15 protein-coding genes and 1 riboswitch are annotated in these 23,805 nt (G+C 62.5%); of the genes, 4 read left to right on the plus strand and 11 right to left on the minus strand.

Going from position 1 to position 23,805, the window contains the following annotated elements:
- Positions 1-104: 104 nt before the first annotated feature.
- The 5 genes from PAN31117_RS22335 to PAN31117_RS22355 all read right to left on the minus strand — a co-directional run bounded on the left by PAN31117_RS22335 (position 105) and on the right by PAN31117_RS22355 (position 10,877).
- On the minus strand, positions 105-3,443 hold the full coding sequence (locus PAN31117_RS22335; protein WP_150740139.1) for an autotransporter outer membrane beta-barrel domain-containing protein: 3,339 nt from the start codon (positions 3,441-3,443) through the stop codon (positions 105-107).
- 421 nt (positions 3,444-3,864) lie between these two features.
- The gene (locus PAN31117_RS22340; RefSeq protein WP_246189217.1) at positions 3,865-7,119 is read right to left on the minus strand and encodes an autotransporter family protein; all 3,255 of its coding nucleotides are present in this window, start codon (positions 7,117-7,119) and stop codon (positions 3,865-3,867) included.
- A 762-nt stretch (positions 7,120-7,881) separates the two neighbouring features.
- A complete protein-coding gene (nrdR, locus tag PAN31117_RS22345) occupies positions 7,882-8,364 on the minus strand; it encodes a transcriptional regulator NrdR (protein WP_039396961.1) in 483 nt (160 codons plus the stop codon).
- A 17-nt stretch (positions 8,365-8,381) separates the two neighbouring features.
- Positions 8,382-9,629 (minus strand): serine hydroxymethyltransferase, encoded by a 1,248-nt coding sequence (gene glyA, locus PAN31117_RS22350; RefSeq protein WP_046292659.1) that lies wholly within the window; start codon positions 9,627-9,629, stop codon positions 8,382-8,384.
- Positions 9,630-9,727: 98 nt separating this feature from the next.
- Positions 9,728-9,835, minus strand: a riboswitch (ZMP/ZTP riboswitch).
- Between the two features lie 31 nt (positions 9,836-9,866).
- Positions 9,867-10,877: a zinc-dependent alcohol dehydrogenase family protein gene (locus tag PAN31117_RS22355; RefSeq protein WP_150740168.1), complete on the minus strand. Its 1,011-nt coding sequence runs from the start codon at positions 10,875-10,877 to the stop codon at positions 9,867-9,869.
- 129 nt (positions 10,878-11,006) lie between these two features.
- Between PAN31117_RS22355 and PAN31117_RS22360 the strand changes: the two genes are divergently transcribed.
- Complete coding sequence (locus tag PAN31117_RS22360; RefSeq protein ID WP_150740141.1) at positions 11,007-11,939, plus strand: LysR family transcriptional regulator; 933 nt, start codon at positions 11,007-11,009, stop codon at positions 11,937-11,939.
- Positions 11,940-11,988: 49 nt separating this feature from the next.
- On the opposite strand, the gene PAN31117_RS22365 is transcribed toward PAN31117_RS22360, so the two are convergent.
- From PAN31117_RS22365 to PAN31117_RS22390, 6 genes are all read right to left on the minus strand, one after another.
- Complete coding sequence (locus PAN31117_RS22365; protein ID WP_150740142.1) at positions 11,989-13,323, minus strand: hypothetical protein; 1,335 nt, start codon at positions 13,321-13,323, stop codon at positions 11,989-11,991.
- A gap of 197 nt (positions 13,324-13,520) precedes the next feature.
- Positions 13,521-14,102, minus strand: a complete 582-nt coding sequence (locus PAN31117_RS22370) for a DJ-1/PfpI family protein (protein WP_039396953.1) — start codon at positions 14,100-14,102, stop codon at positions 13,521-13,523.
- 166 nt (positions 14,103-14,268) lie between these two features.
- Positions 14,269-15,534, minus strand: a complete 1,266-nt coding sequence (gene boxA / locus PAN31117_RS22375; protein WP_150740143.1) for a benzoyl-CoA 2,3-epoxidase subunit BoxA — start codon at positions 15,532-15,534, stop codon at positions 14,269-14,271.
- 46 nt (positions 15,535-15,580) lie between these two features.
- Positions 15,581-17,008: a benzoyl-CoA 2,3-epoxidase subunit BoxB gene (gene boxB / locus PAN31117_RS22380; protein ID WP_046292663.1), complete on the minus strand. Its 1,428-nt coding sequence runs from the start codon at positions 17,006-17,008 to the stop codon at positions 15,581-15,583.
- 93 nt (positions 17,009-17,101) lie between these two features.
- The gene (gene boxC / locus PAN31117_RS22385) at positions 17,102-18,757 is read right to left on the minus strand and encodes a 2,3-epoxybenzoyl-CoA dihydrolase (RefSeq protein ID WP_150740144.1); all 1,656 of its coding nucleotides are present in this window, start codon (positions 18,755-18,757) and stop codon (positions 17,102-17,104) included.
- Between the two features lie 112 nt (positions 18,758-18,869).
- Positions 18,870-19,784, minus strand: coding sequence for a helix-turn-helix transcriptional regulator (locus PAN31117_RS22390; RefSeq protein ID WP_052252576.1), 915 nt, complete (start codon positions 19,782-19,784; stop codon positions 18,870-18,872).
- A gap of 118 nt (positions 19,785-19,902) precedes the next feature.
- Between PAN31117_RS22390 and PAN31117_RS22395 the strand changes: the two genes are divergently transcribed.
- From PAN31117_RS22395 to PAN31117_RS22405, 3 genes are all read left to right on the plus strand, one after another.
- The gene (locus tag PAN31117_RS22395; protein ID WP_150740145.1) at positions 19,903-20,373 is read left to right on the plus strand and encodes a DUF4863 family protein; all 471 of its coding nucleotides are present in this window, start codon (positions 19,903-19,905) and stop codon (positions 20,371-20,373) included.
- A 42-nt stretch (positions 20,374-20,415) separates the two neighbouring features.
- Positions 20,416-22,002, plus strand: coding sequence for a 3,4-dehydroadipyl-CoA semialdehyde dehydrogenase (locus PAN31117_RS22400; protein WP_150740146.1), 1,587 nt, complete (start codon positions 20,416-20,418; stop codon positions 22,000-22,002).
- A gap of 223 nt (positions 22,003-22,225) precedes the next feature.
- A complete protein-coding gene (locus tag PAN31117_RS22405) occupies positions 22,226-23,797 on the plus strand; it encodes a benzoate-CoA ligase family protein (RefSeq protein ID WP_150740147.1) in 1,572 nt (523 codons plus the stop codon).
- Positions 23,798-23,805: the final 8 nt, after the last annotated feature.

Below are 23,805 nucleotides of genomic sequence, written 5' to 3' on the forward strand. Positions count from 1 at the left end.
ACGCACCACAGAAATGACAAACCGCCCGGTGCTGACCGGGCGGTTTGCATTTGGGGGCCTGCATGTTACGACAAGCGCTTCGGCGCCTGTCGTTGGCGTTTGCGTCAGAACATGTACTTCGCCGTGACACCGCCCGCGATGGCCTTCTCCCCCGAGCGCAGGCTCAGATTGCCGCCGACATGGACGTTGAGTTGCCGGGTGACGCGCACGTCTGCGCCGAGATCGGCGGTGAAGATATCGCGGCCAAGCTTGACCCCCTTCACCGTGAACGCGCGCGGTGCCCCGTAAATGGCGTTCGTGAGGCTGCTTTGCGTATCGCCGAACTCATGTTCATACGCCAGCCGCAACGACGGAATCACGCTGCCGCCACTTGTGTTCACCAGCTCGCGCCACAGACGCACGCCGAGAATGGCCCGTCGCGAATTGCTGATTTGCGATCCGACGTGCAGGCCGTTGTTGCCCTGGCCGGCGTCGCGATCCGTTTCGTCGTAGCCGTTCAGGCGCGTCGACGCGATCCGCATACCGATAAACGGGTCGACGTTCATACCCCCGGCAAGCACGCGCTGACCGACTTCACCGAACAGCCCGAGCGTGCGGCCGCTGGTCTTGCCCGCGACCCGTGCCGACACATCGCGGGCCGCCACTGTGCGCTCGGTCGTCACGTTATGGTTGGTGAAGAAGAGGCCGCCGTTGGCGAACCAGCGTGCGTCGCTCAGATACGAGCCGTACAGGCCCACGCTGGCGCTCCTGATGCTGGCGTCCCCCGGCAGATCGTCGGCGCGGGACGTCCGGCTGCCCAACCCAAACGAGACACCCACGAGCGCGTTCCGATTGAGGCGTTTGTCGACACCAAAGGCGCCGTCGATGCCTGAGGTCGAGAAGCTTTGTTCGCCGTCGCTCCGGTTCGCGCCCGCCCCCTTGAACGAGCCCCAGACCGACATGCCGTTCTGGCGCGCGCTCTGCCCGTTGGTTGCGTTGCAGTCGGGCAGCGAGCCGCCCGCGAGCATACGCGCTTGCATGCTGCTGCGAAACGCGTCGGACGCGCTGTAGGCTGCGTCAGCGTTGTTCGCGAGCGACTCGCCCGAAAGCTGGCGTGCCGCACGACGCTGCTCGGCGGAGCCTGCGGGAAGCAGCACCAACTGGCCGAGGACTGCACCGCCCACCCGGCCCTCTATGATGTCGTTGAGCGTCACCCCCTGAAGCGAGTCCAGTAGGCCCTTCTCGTTGCCAGTGTATGGCGCACTGGGATCGAGGAACGCGATCTCCTTATTCGGATCGATGACGACGTCACCATCGCCGCCGTCGCCGCCGTCGCCGTCGCCGCCAGCGCCCTCGCCCGGCTTCGTGGGAATGCTGCCGTAGTCGACCTCGCCGAGTTTCACGTCGGCATCAGGATCATGCGTGACGACCTGAATTTTCTTGTCGAGCAGTTCTTCGGCGCTCACCGATCCATCCGGGGTGAGAACGATCTTGGTATCCGTGAAGTCGCCCTTCTTTTTGATGTGAATCGTTCCACGATGCACTTCGTCGGGCGCATTCGGATCGCGCTTGGCGTCCGACTCGATCTTGGCATCCTTGCCCTTCGATTCGTATTCATCCATCACGATCCGGTAACCGTGGAGTTTGAGCGTACCGGCATTCTCGAATTTCCTGACGTCGTAGACATCGTTGGCCAGCGAGATCGTACCGGGTGCCCAGAGCGCGAGCAGCCCGGTACCGAGGGCGTTGCGGTGCGCTGCGGTGAGCGTGCCGTTCTCGACCGTCAGCGAATCGATGCCGCTCTGGTCACCGCTGAAGGTGAGGTTGCCGGTACCGACTTTGGCAACGGTCGCACCGAGCTTATCGGTGTCGAGCTTGACGATATCTCCGCCGAAGACGTCATCTTTGCCAAGCGCGCCGAGCTTGAGCGTCTTGCCGCCAGTGATCACATGGCCGCTGCCCGAAAGCGAGCCGATAGTCAGTGACCGCTCGGCCGGTGGATCGTCCCGGAGGTTGGGTTCGAGGTCCACCAGACTGAGCACGCCGTCCTCCATTGCGATGGTTGCCGAGTCCGCCGTTGTTGTTCCGGAAAGATTGGTCACGCCAGCATTGACGATCTGGCGCGTCTCCAGGTCGCTATCCGCCACAACGAGCTGCCCGCCCGGCCTGTTTTCAATGACCCCGGCCCCACCCTTGGCTTTTCGCATCCCCACGAACCCACCGTTAAGGATCGTAGCGTCGGCGGCATTTGCCTCATCGAACCCGACGACTCCGCCCTTCTCGACTTCGATGATGCTACGGCCGCCAGTCGAGCTCGGGTTGAATGTGAGTGCGCCTGTGTCGCGGATCTGGAGCCTTGCCGCACCGGCACTCGTTCCCTTGAAGAAATCGATCGTGCCACCCGGTGTGTCCGGTGGCTGCCCATCCGATTTTCCCGCACTCAGCGTGATGTGCTGCGCGGCATCGGAAATGCCCTGCCCGCCCTCCACGAATTTGAGCGCCCCCTTGCTGCCGACATTCATCATCAGGGTGCCCTCCCCGTCGATGCCCTGATAAACGGAGAGCGTGCCGCCATCGACACGCACTGTGTGATCTGCGCCGTCGACCGCTCGGATCGTCCCCACGTCCCGCTGTTGATTGGTGGCGCCGTAAATTGCGTCGGACAATCGCCCGGAGCGCGCCGAAATCTCGAGCGTCGCTTTTGCATCGATCAGCGACTGTCCATCGACAGGCGTGGCATCCGACATGAAATCGATCTGGTTCTTGTCATTCCAGGTGACGTAACCGGTATTGGGAACACGATCCACCCCGTTGGCAGAGGCATTCAATTCCTTGGTGACGCTGAGACTACTCGCGATCTTTTCATCATCGGCGTCACGCCAACGTTGAAGCTTATAGCCAACGAGTTCGGAATCCTTCTTTGCCTGAACCAATTCCGCGAGCGACTCCTTGAATTTGTTCGCATCACCCGTCAAGAGATCGTCCAAGGCAGTGCGCTCCGCCCCTGTCAATGGACTTTGGCTATTCGCCAGCGCACCGACCCTCCCTTTTAGGTCACCCAGTTCCCGAATAAGATCTCCATCCTTCGGCAGTTCCTTCCCTTCATCTATCCGCTTTTGAACAACGTCGATGGCGCCTTGTATATCCGTCACCTGATTCCCCAAGGCCGTCTTCAACTCGTCGGCCTCGGTAATGTTTGTCAGAGAATTATGAATAGGCATCTCCGTTTCCAGCAGAGACATATTCTTTCCATGTACATCCGACTTCTCTTTTTCGACGTTTTTTTGGTGCTCGTCGAGGGGAACAAGCTCCTTCAACCGTTGATCTCTGTTTTCCATCCCGCTTGACTGAAGGCCTCCTGCCGATGCATTCGGTGCCCCCCCTATCACCGCAACCGCCATGATGATCGCCGCATAAATCTTTGTCTGACACAGCGCACACGACTTCGGACGATTTCCTCGCATTAGACAACTCCTATTCAATTCGCCTCAAATGATGAATTCCCTCATCACGCTTCGGACAATGGCTTTTCGGCCGCCATCATTCCGGCAAATTTTGGAGTCGATTTATCCGAATACTCTCGATCTCAATACTCTTTGGTACTTCGCCCAACCATCGCCTATTAATCCAATAAACGTTAAATCCCAATGTTATTAATTTTAAATTTTAATTAATCGCTCATACCCAGATTCGTTTTAGCCGCCCTCCTCCCAAACGGACGTCGGCCTGACGCTGACACACCACGTTTCGCCCGTGCAATTGCGACATTTCCTTCGATGATTTTTGAGATTTCCGAACGAAAAAACCCGCCGCGTCCTCGTGGACACGACGGGTTTCGTCGCTGCATTCAGCCGGGCCGCAACACACACGGCCCCGACGCATCACTTAGAAGCGGTACTTCGCCGAAATGCCGCCGCCCAGCGCGCTCTCGCCCTGACGCACACTGACATTGCCGCCAACGTGCACATTGAGTCGCTTCTTGAGCTGGAGGTCGACGCCGAGGTCAGCCGTGAAGACATCCCGCCCCAGCTTCGCGCCCTTCACGTTAAACGCACGCGGTGCGCCGTACAGCGAATTCGTCAGGCTCGTCTGCGTATTGCCGAACTCATGCTCGTACGCCAGACGCAGCATCGGCGTCACCTTGCCGCCGTCGAAGTTGATCACGTCACGCGAGAGGCGCACGCCCAGCACGCTGCGTGCCGACGTCTGCGACTGCGCGCCGACCTTCAGCCCGTCGTTACCGGCGCCGTCACGATTCGTCTCGTCAAACGCATTCAGACGGGTCGACGCAAGACGCACACCGACTGACGGATCGACGTTGAAGCCCGCCACATCCAAGCGCTTGCCGATCTCGCCGAATGCGCCGAACGTGTTACCGCTCGTCTTACCCGACAGACGCGCCGATGCGTTGCGTGCCGCCACCGTGCGGTCCGTCGTCACGCTGTGATTGGTGTACGACACGCCACCGCCGACGAAAATGTTGGCGTCGTTCAGATGCGAACCGTAGAGACCGACGCTCACGCTGTTGATCTTCGACTCGCCCGGCATGCCCTTCGCTTTCGAGTTCTGGTTGCCCATACCGACCGACGCACCGACCACCGTATTGCTGCCGATACGCTTGTCGACACCGATCGCGCCATCGATACCGCGCACGTCGAACGACAGGGCATCGCCGCGTTGCGAGGTGTTGCCCCCCGAGAACGATGCCCAGCCAGCGATGCCGTGGCTGTCGGCATTCGCGCCGTTAGCGGTCTTGTCGTCGAACATTGCGCCGCCCGCCAGCATGCGCGACTGCATGCCGCGCTGGAATGCCGTCGTCGCGCCTTGCGCGGTGAGGGCATTGTTCACCAGCGATTCGCCCGAGAGCAGGCTTGCCGAGCGGCGCTGCTCGTCCGAACCCGCCGCTTGCAGTGCCATCTCCGAGAGAACTCTGCCGCCGATCCTGCCCGAGGTCAGATCGCCCACCGTAACGCCATTGACCGACGCCAGTACCGCCCGCTCGTTCGCGCTGTAGTTGCCGTCAGTCGCCAGGTACTGCACGACGTTCTGGCTAGTGATGACGCCCGAAGGGTCCGACGGACCGGTCGGGTCGGTGGGGTCTGTCGTCGTGGTGGGATCCGTCGGGTCGGTCGGATCCTCCGTCTTTCCACCGACGATGCTGCCGATCGTGACCTTGCCGAGCTTGGCTGTTTTCCCCTCGGCTACGCTCACCACGCCGAGCTTGTCCTGAACGTCGGCCAGCGTGATGTCGTTGGCCACGGTGACGTCGATGGCTGTGTTCGTGAAGTCGCTGTCTTCCGACACCTGAATCGCACCACTGGCGACGTTATCCCCCACGCGCGACACATGCGACCTGATTTTCGCCCCCGCCTTCGACGTGTACTTCTGCACCGCAAGCTTGTTCGTGCCGAGATCGATCCGACCGGCGTTATCGATGTGGTTCACGCCGTCGACATCGGACGCGAGCGTGACTGCGCCCTTATCCGTCACCGTCACAGTGCCGGAGCCCAATGCCTTCGCATGCGCGGCCGTCACACTGCCGCTTTCGATACGCAGACTGGCGACGCCGCTCTGATCGCCACCCAGCGTCAGATTGCCGGTACCCGCCTTGACGACGTCCGAACCGGTTGCCGCCGCAGCTTGCGTGCTCGACTTGGTGGCACTGCGCAATGCGTTCGACGTGTCGCCGGACGACACATCCTTGCGCACGATCTCGCCGTCGAAACGGTCGTCTTCGTTGCGCTCGCCCAGGACCAGCTTCGTGTCTCCCGTGACAACCTGCCCGATACCGCTCAGAGAACCGATGGACAACGTCTTCTCGGCTTTGCGTCCCGGTGCCTGCGCCTCGACATCCGCGATGTTCAGCTTGCCGCCCAGCATTTCTATTTGGGCGTCGCTCGCCTGCGTATTGCCCCGTAGGGTAACGAGACCGACGTTGGCCAAACCAAGTTGTTGCAGGTCCGAATCGAGCACGTCGACATGCCCGTCGACACCGTTGATCAACGTCGCCGATCCGCCCTGCGTCTGCTCCAGATGCGTCGTGCCCAGATTGACGAGTTCGGCGCGTTGAAGATCGGCGTCCCGGAACGTCGCGAGCCCACCCGACTCGTTGACAATATCGGCGCGACCCGCCTTCGACCCCGCCTCTAACGTCAGCGTCCCGTCGTTCTGGATGCTCGCGACGGCCGCGTTCGCCGAGTGGAACGTGGCGCTCGCCCCCGGTGAGATGTCGATTTCACTGACGCCAGCGTTCGCCCCCTCGGCGAAGTGCAGGCTCCCGCCCTTTCTCAGGATGATCGTTGCCGTGCCCGCGCTCGTGTGCTTGCCAAACTCGATGGCACCGCCTTCAGGCGATCCCTTTTCGCTGCGTCCGGCCCACAACGTCACATCCTTCGCATCCGACGAGACGCCGATGCCACCGTCGGCAAAGTGCAGCATGCCGCCTTTTCCGACCGTGATGCCGAGTCGGCCTTCCCCCCCGATCTCCCGGTGAATATTCAGCGTGCCGCCGTCGACGCGCACGTCGTGGTCCGCAGACCTGCGCACGTGGAGCGTGCCCACGTCACGCGCGCCGCTCGTTCCTGCGATCGCATCCGATTCATCTCCCGAACGACGCGTGAATTCAAGAATGCTGTCCTTGCCGAGCGCATTGTGGGTATCGGTCGTTGCGTCCGCCCCCATGAAATTCGTCAGATGTTTATCGCTCCACGTCAGCGCACCCCCAAGTGCCTCTACATTCGACGTGGTGGCACGGAGCTGACGGGTGTTGGTGAGTCCGTTGAGCTCGGCGTCGGACGTCACACCTTGCACACGGTCGCGTTTCGTCGCCAGCAGACGTGCTTTGCGCTTGAGCGCATCGAACGCCTGTTCACTGTCGGCGAGAAAACGCGCATGCTTTGCGACCTCCGTTTCCAGTGCCTTTTGCGCACGGTCGACGTCGGCTTGCCGACCCGCCCCTGCTGCTGCGGCGGCTTCGTCGAGCTTTTGCTTAAGCGTCGACAGTGCACGCTTTTGCTCGCGCCCCGCATCGGTAAGCAGCGCGTCTTCGATCTTTAATTCATCGGCGATGGAAGACGCCAGATACTTGAAAGATTTCTCTCTATCTTCGTTCCCCGCAGCATCGGCGATAACCGTCTTCACCCAAGCCAATTGAATATCGATCTTATCGGCAAAACGCGACGTAACTCTCGCCTTATCGATGTCATTTCTTAAATCTCCGATTACATTCTCAATTTCGGAAATCCGGTCATTTCGACTCACTTCCCATTGTGCAAGCTGCTGCGGAGCCGCTTGTGCTTGGACGTAGACGGGCAAAACGGCGGTCACCACCGCTGCAGCTGCCACACAAATCTTAGTCTGACGCAGGACATTCGACTTCGGATGATTCTTTTGCATTCGATAAATCTCTTATTTTCATTCACATCAAATAGCGAATTAACTCGCCATCACCAAAGCGGCGACACACCCGCCACCATCAAGGCTGTGAATTCTAGAGACGAACTATCGAATTTCCGTCAACTCAGATAATTTTTAGTACTTACCCCATAATTCAATCAGAATTTTCATTTGGGATCATTCTTATAATATTGATTTAAATATTTTCCGAATCATCCCAAAACAATGTTTATTTCTTTTCTTATTCCCCCAAAATCGTGGATGCGTGCAGCGCGCGTACAACGGCGTGACAGCACCTTTCAGCCGCGTCCCAAGCGTGAATTTCGGGTTGTTCTGCGTGGAGGGTTCCTGTCATGAACGTATGAGGACGCCCTGCGGATGCCCATAAAAAAACCCGCCGCGCCCTTTCAGGCACGACGGGTTTTTCATCATTCATTCGACCGGCGGGACGTTCCCGCCAAAGTCTGTCTGGCAGTCTTCAACGCGGGCAGCGTACGCCGCCCGTGTTCAGGCCACTGGCTTGCGCTTAGGCTTGACGTCCGGGCTGTCGATTTCCTCAAGGACATCGCGGAATTCTGCAATGTCTTCGAAGCTTCGATAAACCGACGCGAAGCGGATGTATGCAATTTTGTCCAACCGCTTCAACTCGCGCATCACCAGTTCGCCGATGCGCTGGCTGATCACTTCACGCTCCGCACCGGCCAGCAGCTTGTACTCGATGCGCGCAATCGCGGCATCCATCGCTTCGGCACTGACAGGGCGCTTGCGAATCGCCAGTTGCATACTGGCGCGCACTTTCGCGCGGTCGTACTCGGCGCGGCTGCCGTCTTTCTTGACGACGACCGGCATGGCGAGTTCGACGCGCTCGTAAGTCGTGAAGCGCTTGTCACACGACGGGCATTTCCGACGCCGCCGGATGGCGGCGCCGTCTTCCGCTTCACGCGAGTCGATGACCTGCGTGTCGTCGTGTCGGCAGAACGGGCAGCGCATGCGTGCGACGCCGTGGCTTAGCCGTAGACCGGGAAACGCTTGGTCAACTCAGCCACTTGTGCGCGCACGCGGGCCAGGTTTTCAGCGTCTTCCGGGTTGTCCAGCACGTCGGCGATCAGGTTGCCGACCAGTTCGGCTTCGGCTTCCTTGAAACCACGCGTGGTCATGGCCGGCGAGCCCAGACGGACACCGCTCGTCACGAACGGCTTTTCCGGATCGTTCGGAATCGCGTTCTTGTTGACGGTGATGTGCGCTTCGCCCAGCGCGGCTTCGGCAGCCTTGCCGGTGATGTTCTTGGCGCGCAGGTCGACCAGCATCACGTGCGATTCGGTACGGCCCGACACGATACGCAGACCACGCTTGACCAGCGTCTCGGCCATCACGCGTGCATTCTTCGCGACTTGCTGTTGGTACTCCTTGAATTCCGGCGATGCGGCTTCCTTGAACGCGACGGCCTTACCGGCGATCACGTGCATGAGCGGACCACCCTGAATGCCCGGGAAGATGGCCGAGTTGATCGGCTTCTCGAACTCGGCCTTCATCAGGATCACGCCACCGCGCGGGCCGCGCAGGCTCTTGTGCGTGGTCGTGGTGACGAAGTCGGCGTGCGGCACCGGGTTCGGGTACACACCAGCGGCAATCAGACCGGCGTAGTGCGCCATGTCGACCATGAAGTAGGCGCCGACCGACTTCGCGATCTTGGCCATGCGTTCGAAATCGATCTTCAGCGCGAAGGCCGAGGCGCCTGCCACGATCATCTTCGGCTTGTGTTGTTGCGCCAGCTTCTCGGCGGCGTCGTAATCGATGTCTTCGGCTTCGTTCAGACCGTAGCTCACGACGTTGAACCACTTGCCCGACATGTTGACCGGCGAACCGTGCGTGAGGTGACCGCCGTGCGCGAGGCTCATGCCCATGATCGTGTCGCCCGGCTTGAGCATGGCGAAGTACACGCCCTGGTTAGCCTGCGAGCCCGAGTTCGGCTGCACGTTGGCGGCTTCTGCGCCGAACAGTGCCTTAACACGGTCGATCGCCAGTTGTTCGACGACGTCGACATACTCGCAACCGCCGTAATAGCGCTTGCCCGGATAACCTTCCGCATACTTGTTGGTCAGTTGCGAACCCTGCGCTTCCATCACGGCCGGGCTGGTGTAGTTTTCCGACGCGATCAGTTCGATGTGATCTTCCTGACGCTGGTTTTCTTTCTGAATCGCGGCCCAGACGTCGGGATCGACGGAGGCAACGGTAGATTTCGATTTGTCGAACATGGCGGTTCCGTTGAGTTGAACAGATTTTCCGGGAGGGGATGCTGCGGCGCGTCTTCCTTTGTGCTTCGGAAGACGATAGACAGGGCAGCACCAACCATCACGGCTGCCCAGGCGAACGGCAAATAAGACCCCGGCGCTTCCCGGTGGGTTGCTCCACCTCGGGCACACAAGGGTGTGGGCCCTAATCGCCAGTCACGCGGGGTTTGTGGCGTCGATAGTTTATGCGAGCTTGGGACGTTAGGCAACTGACCCGGAGACACGCACCACCACCTTGCCGAACGCCCCGCGACGCAAGTGAGACAGCGCCTGCGCGGTGTCGGCAAAGTCGTAGACGGCGTCCACCACCGGGGTAATACCGTGGCGGTCGATCATCGCACTGAGCGCCTCCAGCCCCTGCCGGTGCCCCACCCCGATGCCCTGCACATGCGCCCGCTTGAGCAGCACCGGATAGACCGGGATTTGCAGGAAATCCCCGCCCAGCGTGCCGATCACTGAGACTTTGCCGTTGGGCGCGAGCGCCGCCATCGTCTCGCGCATGTCGCCACCGGCGAGTTCCAGCACCTGTTCGACGCCCTGCCCTTCGGTGAGTCGACGGACCTCGTCCGCCCAACCTTCCCGGCGTTGGACACCGTGCGTCACCCCCAACGTCGCCGCACGGGCCAGCTTTTCCTCGCTGCCGCTCACCACGATGGCCTTTGCCCCGTGCGCAAGCGCCAGTTGCGCGCCGAACAATGCCACGCCGCCCGTGCCGATGGACAGCACCGTCTCGCCGGGTGCGAGCTTGCGGCCGGTCCCGAACAGCGCAAACCACGCGGTAAGCCCCGCGCACGTCAGCGTCGACGCCGCCGCGTCGTCAAGCGTGGACGGGGCACGCACCAGCGCCGCCTCGTCGAATACGGCGTACTCCCTAAGCACGCCCTGCAAGGTGCCACCGAATATCTGCAAACCGGCCGGTGCCAGTTCCCCCTCGTTCCAGCGATCCCAGAACGTGTTGATGACGCGCTCGCCCACACTCACGCGGGTTACGCGATCGCCTACGGCCACCACTTCCCCCACCATGTCCGAGCCGGGCACGAACGGGAACGTCACAGGCAATCCCATACCGGTGTCGATCATGAGGGCGTCGCGATAGTTGAGCGACACTGCGTTCACTTTCACGAGCACTTCGCCCGGCCCGGGCGTCGGGACTTGCACAGTCGCCAATTTGAGCGAGGCTTCGCCCAACGCCGTCATTTGCCATTGCTGCATTGTTGTCATTGCCAATTTCCTCGTCGACGTTCTCAAAACGGATACCCCGGCAAGCAGGGTGGACAAGAATCAGCTTATTGGAGAATACTTTGCAGCGGTGACGGCAATTTATCTACTGATTGGCGACTTATGAGAACCAATGAGACCTACACGCCCGACCGGCTTTCGGGCATCTCGGCGTTCGTCGCGGCGGTCGACGCCGGGAGCTTTGCGGGCGCGGCCGAGCGGCTGCATCTCACCCGCTCGGCTGTCGCCAAACGCATCGGCCGACTGGAGACGCGACTGGGGGTGCGCCTGTTCCACCGCACCACCCGAAGCCAGCACCTCACCGGCGAAGGCCAGACGTTCTATCAGCGTTGCACGAAGGTGCTGACGGAATTATCCGAGGCTGAAGACGAGCTGAGCGCCGGTTCCCAGACGCCGATGGGCAAACTGCGCGTGACGATGCCCGTGCACATCGGGCGACAGTGCATCGCGCCCGTGTTGCTCACACTGGCGAAGTCGCATCCGCAGTTGCGTCTCGAGATGGCGTTCTGCGACAGCCGCATCGATCTGGTGGAAGAAGGTTACGATCTGGCCGTGCGCAGCGGGCGGCTCGACGACACGCCCGGACTCAAAGCGCGTTCGCTTGGCGAGCAGACCATGATGCTGTGCGCGTCCCCTGCCTATCTGGCGACGTACGGCACACCGCAGACGGTCGACGATCTCGCCGCTCACGAATGTCTGATGTACGGACGCGCGGGCAATCTGTATCGATGGCCCACGCCGATGATGCCCGCCGATGGCCCGCATCGCTCACCGCGTTTCATCCTCGACGATCTGATCGCGCTCGTGGAAGCCGCCGAACAGGGGCTTGGCATCGCTTGCATGCCGCACTGGGTCATCATGCGCGCGATCGCCGACGGCACGCTGGTTCGACTGCTGCCGCAGATTCGCGCGCCGGGCACACCGTTGCATCTGGTCTGGCCCGACACGCGTCATCCGTCTCCCAAGCTGCGCGCCGCCATCGATACCCTCGTGAGCGCCGCACCGGCATTGTTGGGGATGCCGCCGACGGCCTGAAGGTCAGATGACGCTCAGACGACGAAGCGTCTGACACCACCGTCGGCAATCAACGCTGCCCCACACATAGGAACGGCTCCTGCCGAGCGTCAACCGCCCTGGCACGCGTGTCGTACATGTGCGCCCAGGTTTGCGCAGCCCACGTGCCGCCGAGGCGCTCCACCAGATGATCGCGTCGCGCCAGTAGCCGGGGTACGAGCGCATCCGGTTCGCAACACGCGGCGGCAGCGCCGGGTGAAGCACCGCACGCCGCGTCCCCGGCCCTCGCCACCGCATGCGCGCTTTGCGCCCACGGCCGAATGTCCTGCGCAGAAATCCGGCCCAGCCGGTAGGCCATTTCGGCCGCCAGCGCACGCACACCGACCGGGTTCTTCAATTCATCGTGCACCGTCTTGTTCGACGCATCACACGTGAGTCCCTTCAGACGACGGACAAAGGGCGCGTAATGATCGCCATAGGGAAATGGCGAGAGATCCGCGAGCGCGTTAGTCGCAATCGTGTCGGTGAAGTCTGCCGCGTCGAAGTCGAGCGACATCGCATACGGCAGGTCGTTCTTGTCCCGCCAGACGCCGATGTTCTCCATGAAGACGTTGCACAGATCCCGGTTGCCGAGCCAGAGCGCGGCGACGTAGTGACGTTCGAGCGCACATTGAAAGACGTCCGGCAACGCGTGACAAAGCCGATGGCGCATGACATTGCGACGCGCCAGTGCATCGGCATACCCCTTCGCCGCCTCGCCGCTCAGCGCATGAAACGGCACGCCGTTGGATGCCACGAGCCCCGCCATCTGCCGCCCCGCAGCTGTCGCCTCGTCTCTCGCCAGTTGCAGCCGAGAAATGACGCCCGCGTCGGGTCCGTCGGCACCGGTTGCCCCTTCGAAGACGCGCCACGCATCGTCGCTCTCCAGCCAGACGCCGAGATCCTGATAGCGGGACAGAAACGTCGTCGCCAGATAGACGCGCGCCGGGTCACGCGTCCCGTCGAACGCTTGCGAACACCCGCGCACCAGCATTGCCGTCGGCGTCGCCAGTCCCACCGCGCCGAAGAGTCGCGACGCCAGCCATGCCTGCGCGGCATGCCCCGCGCTCAGGCACGCCTTGACGACGTACTGAGGCATGTCCGCATGCGGCGTGAGCGACATGCGGATGGCCGCGCCCGTGCTGCCCATCGGCATGGCATCGGTCACGCGCGTGGCGTTCGAGAAATCGTAGGGGCCGATGTCGGGCAATGACGCGCCACTGCCGTCGTGCCCGACGACCGCACCGAAGATGCCGTGCAGCCCGGCTTCGGGCAACAAGCCGGCGCGCCCGGTGGCGTGGCCGGTTAGCTTGTCGTGGCGGTGGTGATCGATGTCACTGTGAACGAGGAAAGTGTTGACCTGCATCGCGACGCTCCCTGGTCGTGGCAGGGGGCCGAGGCGTGTGCGGACGCCGGCCTCCCTGGTTGAGACCGGCAATCTTGCTGCGGCGTCGGGCAGCCAGCTTTCGAAAATGAGGCAAGATCGGACGAATCCGCCGCACGTCTGCGGCAACGACCGCAGCGGCGGCGACGTCCGATAGCAGGTCCTGCTTTACGGCTGCATTACAGCTCGATTTTCGTGCCGAGCACGGCGAGGAACTGTGCGATCCAGGCGGGGTGCGCGGGCCACGCCGGGGCGGTGACGAGTTTGCCGTCGGTATGGGCGTCGTCGATGGCGATCTCCATGTACTTCCCGCCAGCCAGACGCACCTCCGGCGCACATGCCGGGTATGCCGAGCACTCGCGCCCTTCGATCACACCGGCTGCCGCGAGCAACTGCGCGCCGTGACAGATTGCGGCAATCGGCTTGTCGTTCTCGGCAAAGTGGCGCACGGCGGCGAGCACCTGCTCGTTGAGCCGCAGATACTCGGGGGCGCGGCCGCCGGGGATCACCAGCGCGTCGAAGTCCGCAGGCGAGAGACCATCGAACGTCGCATTGAGCGTGAAGTCGTGACCGCGTTTCTCGCTGTAGGTCTGATCGCCTTCGAAATCGTGAATCGCGGTGCGCACCTTGTCGCCCGCCTTCTTGCCAGGGCAGACGACTTCTACGCGATGCCCGACGGCCATCAGCGCCTGCACCGGCACCATCAGCTCGTAGTCTTCGACGTAGTCGCCCGCTAACACCAGAATCCGCTTCTTGCCCATGTGACTCTCCGTTCAGAGAAAAAATGGAAGGGAAACAGCCCCTCCATGTTACTCAATTCCGGTGACGCACTTGAGACAGCATCGAACAACATCAGGACGAAAAAAAACCGCGTGCCGAAACACGCGGTGTTAAGTCGGCGCAAAACGCCGTCGGTCAATCGATTCGTCAATAAGTTTCCAGATGCAGACGCCCTTCCGTCTTCATTCGTTGCCAGAGCGTCTGCCAGTCGAGACCGGCTTCACCGGCGATGGTCTGCAACACTTGCAGCACGCCATCCTCCATACCCTTCAGCCCGCAGACATAGATGTACGTATGCTCGTGCCGCAGCAGCGCCGCCACATCCGCCGCCCGCTCGCGCATCGCATCCTGCACGTAGCGCTTGGGGCTTCCCGGCGTGCGCGAGAACGCGAGATTGGTATCGATGAAATCCTTCGGCAGATTGAGCAGCGGACCGAAGTACGGCAACTCGCCTTGCGTGCGCGCACCGAAGAACAGCATCAGCTTGCCTGTCGCGCCCTTCATGCGGCGACGACGGCGGTATTCGGTCATGGCGCGCATCGGCGCCGCGCCGGTGCCGGTGCAGATCATCAGAAGATGCGAGTCGGCGTGGTTCGGCATCAGGAACGTGCTGCCGAACGGCCCCATCACGTTGACCACATCACCCTTCTTCAGATCGCACAGGTAGTTTGAGCAAACGCCGCCAACAGCCTGCCCCTGATGGTCCTTCGTCACGCGCTTCACCGTGAGCGCCAGGTTGTTGTATCCCGGACGCTCCCCATCGCGCGGCGACGCAATCGAATACTGACGCGCATGGTGCGCACGTCCGTCAGCCGTCGTGCCAGGCGGGATGATGCCGATCGACTGCCCTTCGAGCACCGGGAACGGTTGCTTGCCGAAGTCGAGCACGATGTGATGAATGTCGCTCTCGGTACTCGCGTCCGTCACGCGATAGTTGCCGACCACCGTCGCCTGCACCGGGGCTTTGTGGTTGTAGAGGTTGACGTATGGCTTCGCGGCGGACCACGGCGGCACGACCGAGCCGCGCACCAGATCCGAGCCGCCGATGACGGGCTCCGACGAATCGGCAGAGGCACCCGACGCACCGCCAGCCGCGCCCTCCGAGGCCTCGCCGATCGTGCCTTGTCCGGCAAGCGCGTCGTCCTGCACGGGCAGTTCGTCCCACGTGAGCTGGTCGTCGACGGCGTAGGCCTCGGCTTTGAGCACGTCGCGCCAGTTGTCGATGGCCCCCGTCGGGCACGGCGAGATACACGCCATGCACCCATTGCACGTGTCCGCGCGCACGACGTAGTTGTTCTCGTCATGCGTGATCGCGTCGATCGGACACGTCTCCTCGCAGGTGTTGCAGCGAATGCAGATCTCCGGATCGATCAGATGCTGCTTCAGGACTTCGACCGGAACGGGGCCGTTCATGATGCTGTCTCCTTGTGGGGATGGCTCTTGCGGCCTTTCCAATGACTTAGTTGAAACGCACGTACTCGAAATCGATGGGTTGACGGTTGATACCCAGCGGAGGCGGCGCAATCCAGTTGGCGAACTTGCCCGGCTCGGTCACCCGGCCCATCAGCGAAGCCACGTACGCACGGTCTTCCGACGTCGGCAGCCATTCGCGCTCATGTGCGGCCCACTCCGTCTCGCTCACAACACGACCGTCCGGCGACACCCGCACGCCCGCGAACGTACCGATCTGACGATTGAACGCCTTGTGCGGCACCGTCAGGCGGAAGTCGATGCCAGCCTTCTCCAGTACCTTGTTCCAGCGATTCACACCCGCGACCGAATCCTTGATGTAGTCATCGCGCAGCACTTCGTTCATCGCATTGAGCATCGGTACTTCGCGCTCCACGAGCTTGCCGTTGTCGACATCGAGCAGACGGTACATCTGACCGTTCAGTTGATGGTCGTCGTCGCGCTTGCTCTCCTCATAACGCCCCTTGAGGCCCGAGCTATAAAAGATCGCCGCATTCGACGACTGGTCCGCGCCGAACAGATCGATCGTCACGGAGTAATGGAAGTTGATGTAGCGCTGGATCGTCGGCAGATCGATGACGCCCGCCGCGCGCAGCTTCGAGACGTCGTCGGTCTTCAGTTCGTTCATCACCTGCGCCGTGCGGGCGATCACACGCGACACGCCCGATTCGCCCACGAACATGTGGTGCGCTTCTTCCGTGAGCATGAACTTGGTGGTGCGGGCCAGCGGATCGAAGCCCGACTCAGCCAGTGCGGACAACTGGAACTTACCGTCGCGGTCCGTGAAGTACGTGAACATGTAGAACGCGAGCCAGTCCGGCGTCTTCTCGTTGAACGCACCGAGAATGCGGGGATTGTCCTCGTCGCCCGAGCGGCGGCCGAGCAGCGCTTCGGCTTCTTCACGGCCGTCGCGGCCAAAGTAGCGATGCAGCAGGTAGACCATCGCCCACAGGTGGCGGCCTTCTTCCACGTTCACCTGGAACAGGTTGCGCAGGTCGTACATGGACGGTGCGGTCAGCCCGAGGTGACGCTGCTGTTCCACCGATGCCGGTTCCGTGTCGCCCTGCGTGACGATGATGCGGCGCAGGTTCGCACGATGCTCGCCCGGCACTTCCTGCCATGCGGCTTCGCCCTTGTGCTCGCCGAAGTGGATCTTGCGATCGGACTCGCCCGGCGTGAGAAAAATGCCCCAGCGATAGTCCGGCATCTTCACGTGATCGAAGTGCGCCCAGCCGCTCGGATCGACGCTCACGGCCGTGCGCAGATACACGTCGAAACCATGCGAGCCTTCCGGCCCCATGTCGCCCCACCAGGACAGAAAGTTAGGCTGCCATTGTTCGAGCGCGCGTTGCAGCGTGCGGTCGTCCGACAGGTTGACGTTGTTGGGGATCTTCTCGCTGTAGTTGATCGAAGCCATCGTGGGAATCCTCGTGTCTCGTACGTGTTCTATAGAAACGTTTGATCGGGTGCGGGGGGGGGGTGACTGCCGCCGCCCACCCCTGCGAATTCGTCAGACGCGGTTCAGATCGAACTGCGCCTTGTTGCCCTTGCCGTAGACCTTGAGCGCGCCCTTCTCGCCCACCGCGTTCGGACGAATGAAGATCCAGTTCTGCCATGCCGACAGACGGCCGAAGATGCGCGTGTTCATCGTCTCTTTACCGTTGAAGCGCAGGTTGGCTTCCATGCCGGTGAGCGCATCGGGCGACATCGCCGCACGCTCCTCGATGGCGATACGAATTTCGTCCGGCCAGTCGAGATCGTCGACGGCGGCCGTGACCAGCCCCAGACGCTCGGCTTCGTCCGGACGCACCGGGCGGCCAATGGTGGCGCGAACGGCGTCCAGCTCGGCAGCGTCTTCGTAAAAACGGCGTGCGAGACGCGACTGATCGGTGACCATCGGCAGCAGGCCGAAATTGATTTCGCTCAGCGTGATGGTCGGTTCGTCTTCCTCGCTTGCCGGGAGCGCGGCCATGTACGTGCGGTCGGCGGCGAAAGCAAATTCGGCGAGCGTGCCGGTAAAGCACGAATCCGGCTCGATCAGCGCGAACAGCGAGCGCGACGACACATCGATACGGGCGAACGTGCGACGCAGCATGCCGAGCGTTTCACGCACGAACCAGTGATCCTGATGCGCGAGCAGCGACGCATCGGCGGTCAGCACATGCTTCGCGTCGCCTTCGGTGCGCAGCAGCCACGTGCCGATGTCGAGTTCGTTGGTGCGCAGGTTGAGAATCGCGTCGTCGAGTTCGCGCGCCATCTTCAGCGGCCACCAGTTGATGCCCGCCGCTTCGATACCGGCGATGTCGCTCGGCGGCGCAGACTTCGGTGCCTTCACGGTCAGGCTTGCGGTGCGATTGGCGCGGTCGATTTCAACGTCGACGAATTCGTAACGGATGGCATCCGGCTCGTCAGTGCGTTCGATGCGCGTGAGCGTCACGCCCTTGCCGCCCGGACGATGGCTGTCTTGCGCCAGTTCCTGCGCACGCGCAGCCACGGCCTGCGCGAACTGCGCGGGCTTGACCACTTCGTCGACCAGACGCCATTGCTTGGCGCGCTCGCCGCGAATGCCTTCGACGATGGTGCAGAAGATATCGGCGCGGTCGTTGCGCACATGACGCTTGTCCGTCAGACGCGTCAGACCGCCGGTGCCCGGCAGCACGCCCAGCAGCGGCACTTCCGGCAGTGCAACCGACGACGAACGGTCGTCCACCAGATAGATCTCGTCGCACGCCAGCGCGAGCTCGTAACCGCCGCCGGCGCACGCGCCGTTCACGGCGGCAATAAACTTCAGGCCCGAATGACGGCTGGAGTCTTCAAGACCGTTACGCGTTTCGTTGGTGAATTTGCAGAAGTTGACCTTCCACGCATGCGAGGAGAGACCCAGCATGAAGATGTTCGCGCCCGAGCAGAAGACACGGTCCTTGGCACTCGTGACCACCACTGTCTTCACTTCCGGATGTTCGAACCGGATGCGCTGGACGGCATCGTGCAATTCGATGTCCACGCCCAGATCGTACGAATTGAGCTTGAGCTTGTAGCCCTCGCGAATACCGCCGTCTTCCGCGATGTCAATGGCCAGTGTGGCCACCGAGCCGTCGAAGGTCAGCTTCCAGTGCTTGTACTGCGTGGGGTCCGTACGGTAGTCGACGTGGGGTTTGCCGAACATGATTGCCTCCAACTCGAATAATGATCTTGTTGAATTGCAATATAGTGCAGCACAAACCCGTCGTCAATCATTTACCCAAATAAAAATGAATTATTTTGCAGAATGCAGCCCATTAATCGGATGACAACTGCACTGCCAGGCGTCCGCGCAGCTGCAGATAGGCGTCCGCGAGCGCCCGCCCACCGGTGTCGAAGCTCATGTCGGCCTTAGCATAGAAGTCCTGACGCCCGGCCAGAATGCGCTTGAGGTCGTCCATCGCTTCCGCATTGCCCGACATCGGCCGCAGATCGCCCTGTGCCACCACGCGCTTCATATGTTCCTCGGGCGACGCTTGCAGCCACACCGTATAGCAGTGGGTCAGCAGGAAATTGAATGTGGCGGCGTCGCTGACGATACCGCCCGGCGAAGCGATCACGGCACGCGGATGCTCGGCCACCACGGCTTCCAGTGCGCGCAGCTCGTAGCGACGATAGGCGCTCGCGCCATACAGCGAATAGATCTCCGACGGCGGGCAGCCCGCCAGTTGTTCGATCACGCGATTGAGTTCGACGAACGGCACGTGCATGTCGTCTGCGAGCATGCGGCCCAGCGTCGACTTGCCTGCGCCGCGCAGGCCGATCAGCGCGATGCGCCCACGCCGGTCGGGGTCTCGCTCGCTACCGGCGAAGAGTTCGCTCAACGCCTGACGCGCGCGCGTCAGTGCCTCGCCATCGCGCCCGTGCAGGATCTCGCGAATCAGCAGCCACTCGGCGGACGACGTGGTTTCGTCGCCCACGATCTCGGCCAATGTGCAATTTAGTGCCTGTGCGAGCTGACGCAGGAACAGCACGGAGGCATTTCCCACGCCCGACTCCAGATTGGCGACGTGACGCTCGGAGACTCCGGCATCGAGCGCCAGCGCCTTACGGGTCAGGCCACGACGGGCACGCAGTGTCCGAACCCGCTCGCCCAGTGCGACCAGAAACGGGTCTTTCTCGCCAGCGCCTCGCGCCGTCGGCACCCCATCGGCTTGCGCACTCTTATTCATCGAATGAGATCCTTGAAGCAGGTAACATGTAATATATTGCTTGACAGCCAAATTTGCATGCTCTAATTTTCACCATGCGTCGGTAAAAAAGCAAACACGACGTCCCCAGGAGACATGGATGGATGTGCCCCAATTTCAGGCGCTGATCGCCGACGTGACACGTCAGCTCGACGGTCGGCCTCTAGACGGCTTGCTCGCCGACTGGCTCAACGCCAATTACGGCGCGGGCTCCCCAGGTTACGAAGCCCTCATCGACGCCTGCCGCACCGGCGTGGCCGAGGGCTGGCTGTGCAATCGCGAAGGCGGCGGCATTCGCTACGGCCGCGTCATCAAACCCACGTCCGACACGCACGGCTTTTCCGTGGACGTCGTCGACATGGCCGATCTGGCCGGACCGCACCACGTGCATCCCAATGGCGAAATCGATCTGATCATGCCGCTCACGCCGGGCGCGACGTTCGACGGGCACCCTGCCGGATGGTGCGTGTACGGCCCGGGCACCGCGCATCGGCCGACAGTGGCGAGCGGTCGTGCCCTCGTGCTGTATCTGTTGCCCGAAGGCGCTATCGAATTTACGCGCAGCGCCTGAGACGGGCGCGCCCCGGCTTCCCTGCTTGATTCAACCCGGTTGATGGATATGAGTACCCTTGCCTTGCTGGAAAACTATGTCGCTGGCCAATGGGTGGCCGGTGGCGGTGAGCGCACCGCGCTGACCGATCCCGTGACGGGCGACACGCTCGCCTTCGTATCGAGTGCCGGTCTCGATCTCGACGCCGCGTTCGCCTTCGCGCGCGAGACAGCCGGTCCGGCGCTGCGTGCGCTGTCGTACGGCGAACGGGCGCAGCGTCTCTCGCAGATCGTCGCCACGTTGCAGGCGAATCGAGACGATTACTACGCCATCGCGACGGCTAATTCAGGCACGGTCGCCACCGACTCCGCAGTCGACATCGACGGCGCGATTTACACGCTGTCGACCTACGCGAAGCTGGGTGCGTCACTGGGCGATGCGCACACGCTGCTCGATGGTGCGGCCGTGCCGCTCGCCAAAGACGCCTCGTTTGCCGTGCGTCACGTCTTCCGCCCCACGCCGGGCGTGGCCCTCTTCATCAACGCCTTCAACTTCCCCGCGTGGGGTCTCTGGGAGAAGGCAGCGGGTGCGTTGCTGGCGGGGGTGCCCGTGATCGTAAAACCGGCGACGTCAACCGCGTGGCTCACGCAGCGCATGGTGGCCGATGTCGTCGCCGCAGGCATTCTGCCGCCGGGCAGCCTGTCGGTGATCTGCGGCAGCGCCGCCGGACTGCTCGACCGCATTGGACCGTTCGATGTGGTCTCGTTCACCGGCTCGGCGGACACCGCCGCCACGTTGCGCGCACATCCCGCCTTCACCGAACGTTCCGCGCGCATCAACGTGGAAGCCGACAGCCTGAACAGCGCCATCCTTCTGCCGGACGCCGCGCCGGGCACCGCAGCCTTCGATCAGTTCGTGCGCGAAGTGGCGCGTGAGATGACGGTCAAGTCGGGACAGAAGTGCACGGCGATTCGTCGCGCGATGGTACCGGTCGAGCATTTCGACGCAGCAGCCGCCGCCATTGCCGAGCGACTGGCGAAGACGGTCGTCGGCAACCCGCGCAACGAGACCGTGAAGATGGGTTCGCTCGTAAGCGCTGTGCAAAAGCGGGCGGTGCTCGACGGCATCGCGCATTTGCAGGCCGAAGCCGAAACGCTCTATGACGGAAATCGCGACGTCACCTTCGTCGATGTTGACGCGAATAGCGCCTGTGTCGCACCCGTGTTGCTGGGCCTGCGCGAGGGTGCGGCAGGCAAGCGCGTGCACGACACCGAGGTCTTCGGCCCGGTGGCGACGCTCGTCGGTTATCGCGATATAGACGAAGCCGTCATGCTCGCCAAACGCGGTCAGGGGTCGCTGGTTGTCTCGCTGTACAGCAACGACGCCGTCGCCATGCGCGCGCCCGCCCTCGCGCTGGCCGACGCGCACGGTCGCGTTCATGCCGTCGATCCGTCGGTCGCGAAGACGCAGACGGGTCACGGCAACGTCATGCCGCAGTCGCTGCACGGTGGCCCGGGACGCGCCGGTGGAGGCGAAGAACTCGGTGGCCTGCGCGCGCTGCGCTTCTATCACGTACGCTCGGCCATTCAGGGGCCTGCCGCCCTCGTCGAAGCGCTGACGCAGGACGCCGTCGAACTGCCGAAGTCATAACGTCGCAAACACGCTACGCATCAACACCCGATTGACACCGATGGCGGACGTAGCCACCGCCGCGTCCGCCATCAACACCGTTTTACGCCAGCCGTAGAAGTCGCAAGCCGTCGCAGTCAAGGTGATTCAAAGAGGCGCCGTCAGAGCGCTGAAAAGAACTCACGCCACGCGTGCCGCGCCCGTTGGAGTGCGCTGTGCCGCGTGGTGATCCACCGGAGGCAACATGGAAGCCGTACTCACCCCACCGCCAGCGAACTTCAACTTCGCTGCGCATCTGGAGGCGCTCAACCGCGAGCGCGCTGCCAAGACTGCATATCTCGACGACACACGTTCGCTGACCTATGACCAGCTGGCCGAGCAAAGCCGACGCTTCGCCACCGGACTCACGCGCGCGGGCGTGCATCGCGAAGAGCGCATTCTGCTTGTCATGCTCGACACCATCGATCTGCCCATCGCGTTTCTCGGCGCGCTGTATGCGGGCGTGGTGCCTGTCGTCGTGAACACGCTGCTCACGGCTGACGACTACGCGTACATGATCTTGCACAGCAAGGCGCAGCTCGTGATCGCCTCAGGCGCGCTAATGCCGACGGTTAAGGTCGCGCTCGACAAGGTCGCCGAGGCCGGATCGCCGCCGCCGTGCATCGTCTCGCAACCGATCGCGGCCGAGACCGACAGCGTGAGCGCGTTGCCGACATTCGACGCACTTCTCGATGGCGCGCCCAGCGCGCTGCCCGTCGACACCGCTGGCGACGACATCGCGTTCTGGCTGTACTCGTCGGGCTCGACCGGCAAGCCCAAGGGCACCGTGCACACGCACGCCAATCTTTACTGGACGGCAGAGACTTACGGACGCAATGTGCTCGGCATTCGCGAAGACGATGTCGTGTTCTCGGCGGCCAAACTGTTCTTCGCGTACGGCCTAGGCAACGGGCTGACGTTCCCGCTGTCGGTCGGCGCGACCATCGTACTGATGGCGGAGCGCCCCACAGCGGAAGCAGTCGCGAAGCGGCTGCGCGAGCATCGTCCGACGATCTTCTACGGCGTGCCGACGCTCTACGCCACGCTGCTCGCCTCGCCGCATCTGCCTGCACGCGCAGACGTGGCGCTGCGCCTGTGCACGTCCGCAGGCGAAGCGCTGCCGCGTGAGATCGGCGAGCGCTTCACCGCGCACTTCGGTGCGGAGATTCTGGACGGCATCGGCTCGACCGAAATGCTGCACATCTTCCTCTCGAACCGCGCGGGTCAGGTCGCCTACGGCACGACCGGCGAACCGGTGCCCGGCTACGCGGTGGAGTTGCGCGACGAGAACGGTCAGCCGGTGCCCGACGGCGAAATCGGCGATCTGTACATCAAGGGGCCGAGCGCCGCACTCATGTATTGGTGCAACCGCGAGAAGTCGCGCTCGACATTCCTCGGCGACTGGCTCAAGAGCGGCGACAAGTACCAGCGTCTGCCCAATGGGTATTACGTCTATGCGGGACGCAGTGACGATATGCTCAAGGTCAGCGGCCAATACGTCTCCCCCATCGAAGTCGAGATGGTGCTGATGCAGCACGACGCGGTGCTGGAGGCGGGGGTCGTGGGACGCGACGACAACGGCCTGACGAAGACGCAGGCGTTCGTCGTCCTCAAGCCGGGACTGGTCGCCACGGACGCCATGGCGACCGAACTGAAGGCGTTCGTCAAGGCGCGCCTCGCGCCGCACAAATACCCTCGCGAGCTGGTGTTCGTTGACGATCTTCCGAAGACCGCTACGGGCAAAGTCCAGCGCTTCAAGCTGCGCGAGTTGCTTTAGGAGACAGA

This window comes from Pandoraea anapnoica (assembly GCF_902459765.1).
Classification (GTDB): domain Bacteria; phylum Pseudomonadota; class Gammaproteobacteria; order Burkholderiales; family Burkholderiaceae; genus Pandoraea; species Pandoraea anapnoica.

What these genes read in the sequence shown, in the direction of transcription:
- PAN31117_RS22405 (WP_150740147.1), top strand. Translation starts at nt 22,226, where the DNA reads ATGGAAGCCGTACTCACCCCACCGCCAGCGAACTTCAACTTCGCTGCG.
- PAN31117_RS22360 (WP_150740141.1), top strand. Translation starts at nt 11,007, where the DNA reads ATGAGAACCAATGAGACCTACACGCCCGACCGGCTTTCGGGCATCTCG.
- boxA (WP_150740143.1), bottom strand. Translation starts at nt 15,534, where the DNA reads ATGAACGGCCCCGTTCCGGTCGAAGTCCTGAAGCAGCATCTGATCGAT.
- PAN31117_RS22335 (WP_150740139.1), bottom strand. Translation starts at nt 3,443, where the DNA reads ATGCGAGGAAATCGTCCGAAGTCGTGTGCGCTGTGTCAGACAAAGATT.
- glyA (WP_046292659.1), bottom strand. Translation starts at nt 9,629, where the DNA reads ATGTTCGACAAATCGAAATCTACCGTTGCCTCCGTCGATCCCGACGTC.
- PAN31117_RS22355 (WP_150740168.1), bottom strand. Translation starts at nt 10,877, where the DNA reads ATGCAGCAATGGCAAATGACGGCGTTGGGCGAAGCCTCGCTCAAATTG.
- boxC (WP_150740144.1), bottom strand. Translation starts at nt 18,757, where the DNA reads ATGTTCGGCAAACCCCACGTCGACTACCGTACGGACCCCACGCAGTAC.
- PAN31117_RS22390 (WP_052252576.1), bottom strand. Translation starts at nt 19,784, where the DNA reads ATGAATAAGAGTGCGCAAGCCGATGGGGTGCCGACGGCGCGAGGCGCT.
- PAN31117_RS22370 (WP_039396953.1), bottom strand. Translation starts at nt 14,102, where the DNA reads ATGGGCAAGAAGCGGATTCTGGTGTTAGCGGGCGACTACGTCGAAGAC.
- boxB (WP_046292663.1), bottom strand. Translation starts at nt 17,008, where the DNA reads ATGGCTTCGATCAACTACAGCGAGAAGATCCCCAACAACGTCAACCTG.
- PAN31117_RS22400 (WP_150740146.1), top strand. Translation starts at nt 20,416, where the DNA reads ATGGATATGAGTACCCTTGCCTTGCTGGAAAACTATGTCGCTGGCCAA.
- nrdR (WP_039396961.1), bottom strand. Translation starts at nt 8,364, where the DNA reads ATGCGCTGCCCGTTCTGCCGACACGACGACACGCAGGTCATCGACTCG.
- PAN31117_RS22365 (WP_150740142.1), bottom strand. Translation starts at nt 13,323, where the DNA reads ATGCAGGTCAACACTTTCCTCGTTCACAGTGACATCGATCACCACCGC.
- PAN31117_RS22395 (WP_150740145.1), top strand. Translation starts at nt 19,903, where the DNA reads ATGGATGTGCCCCAATTTCAGGCGCTGATCGCCGACGTGACACGTCAG.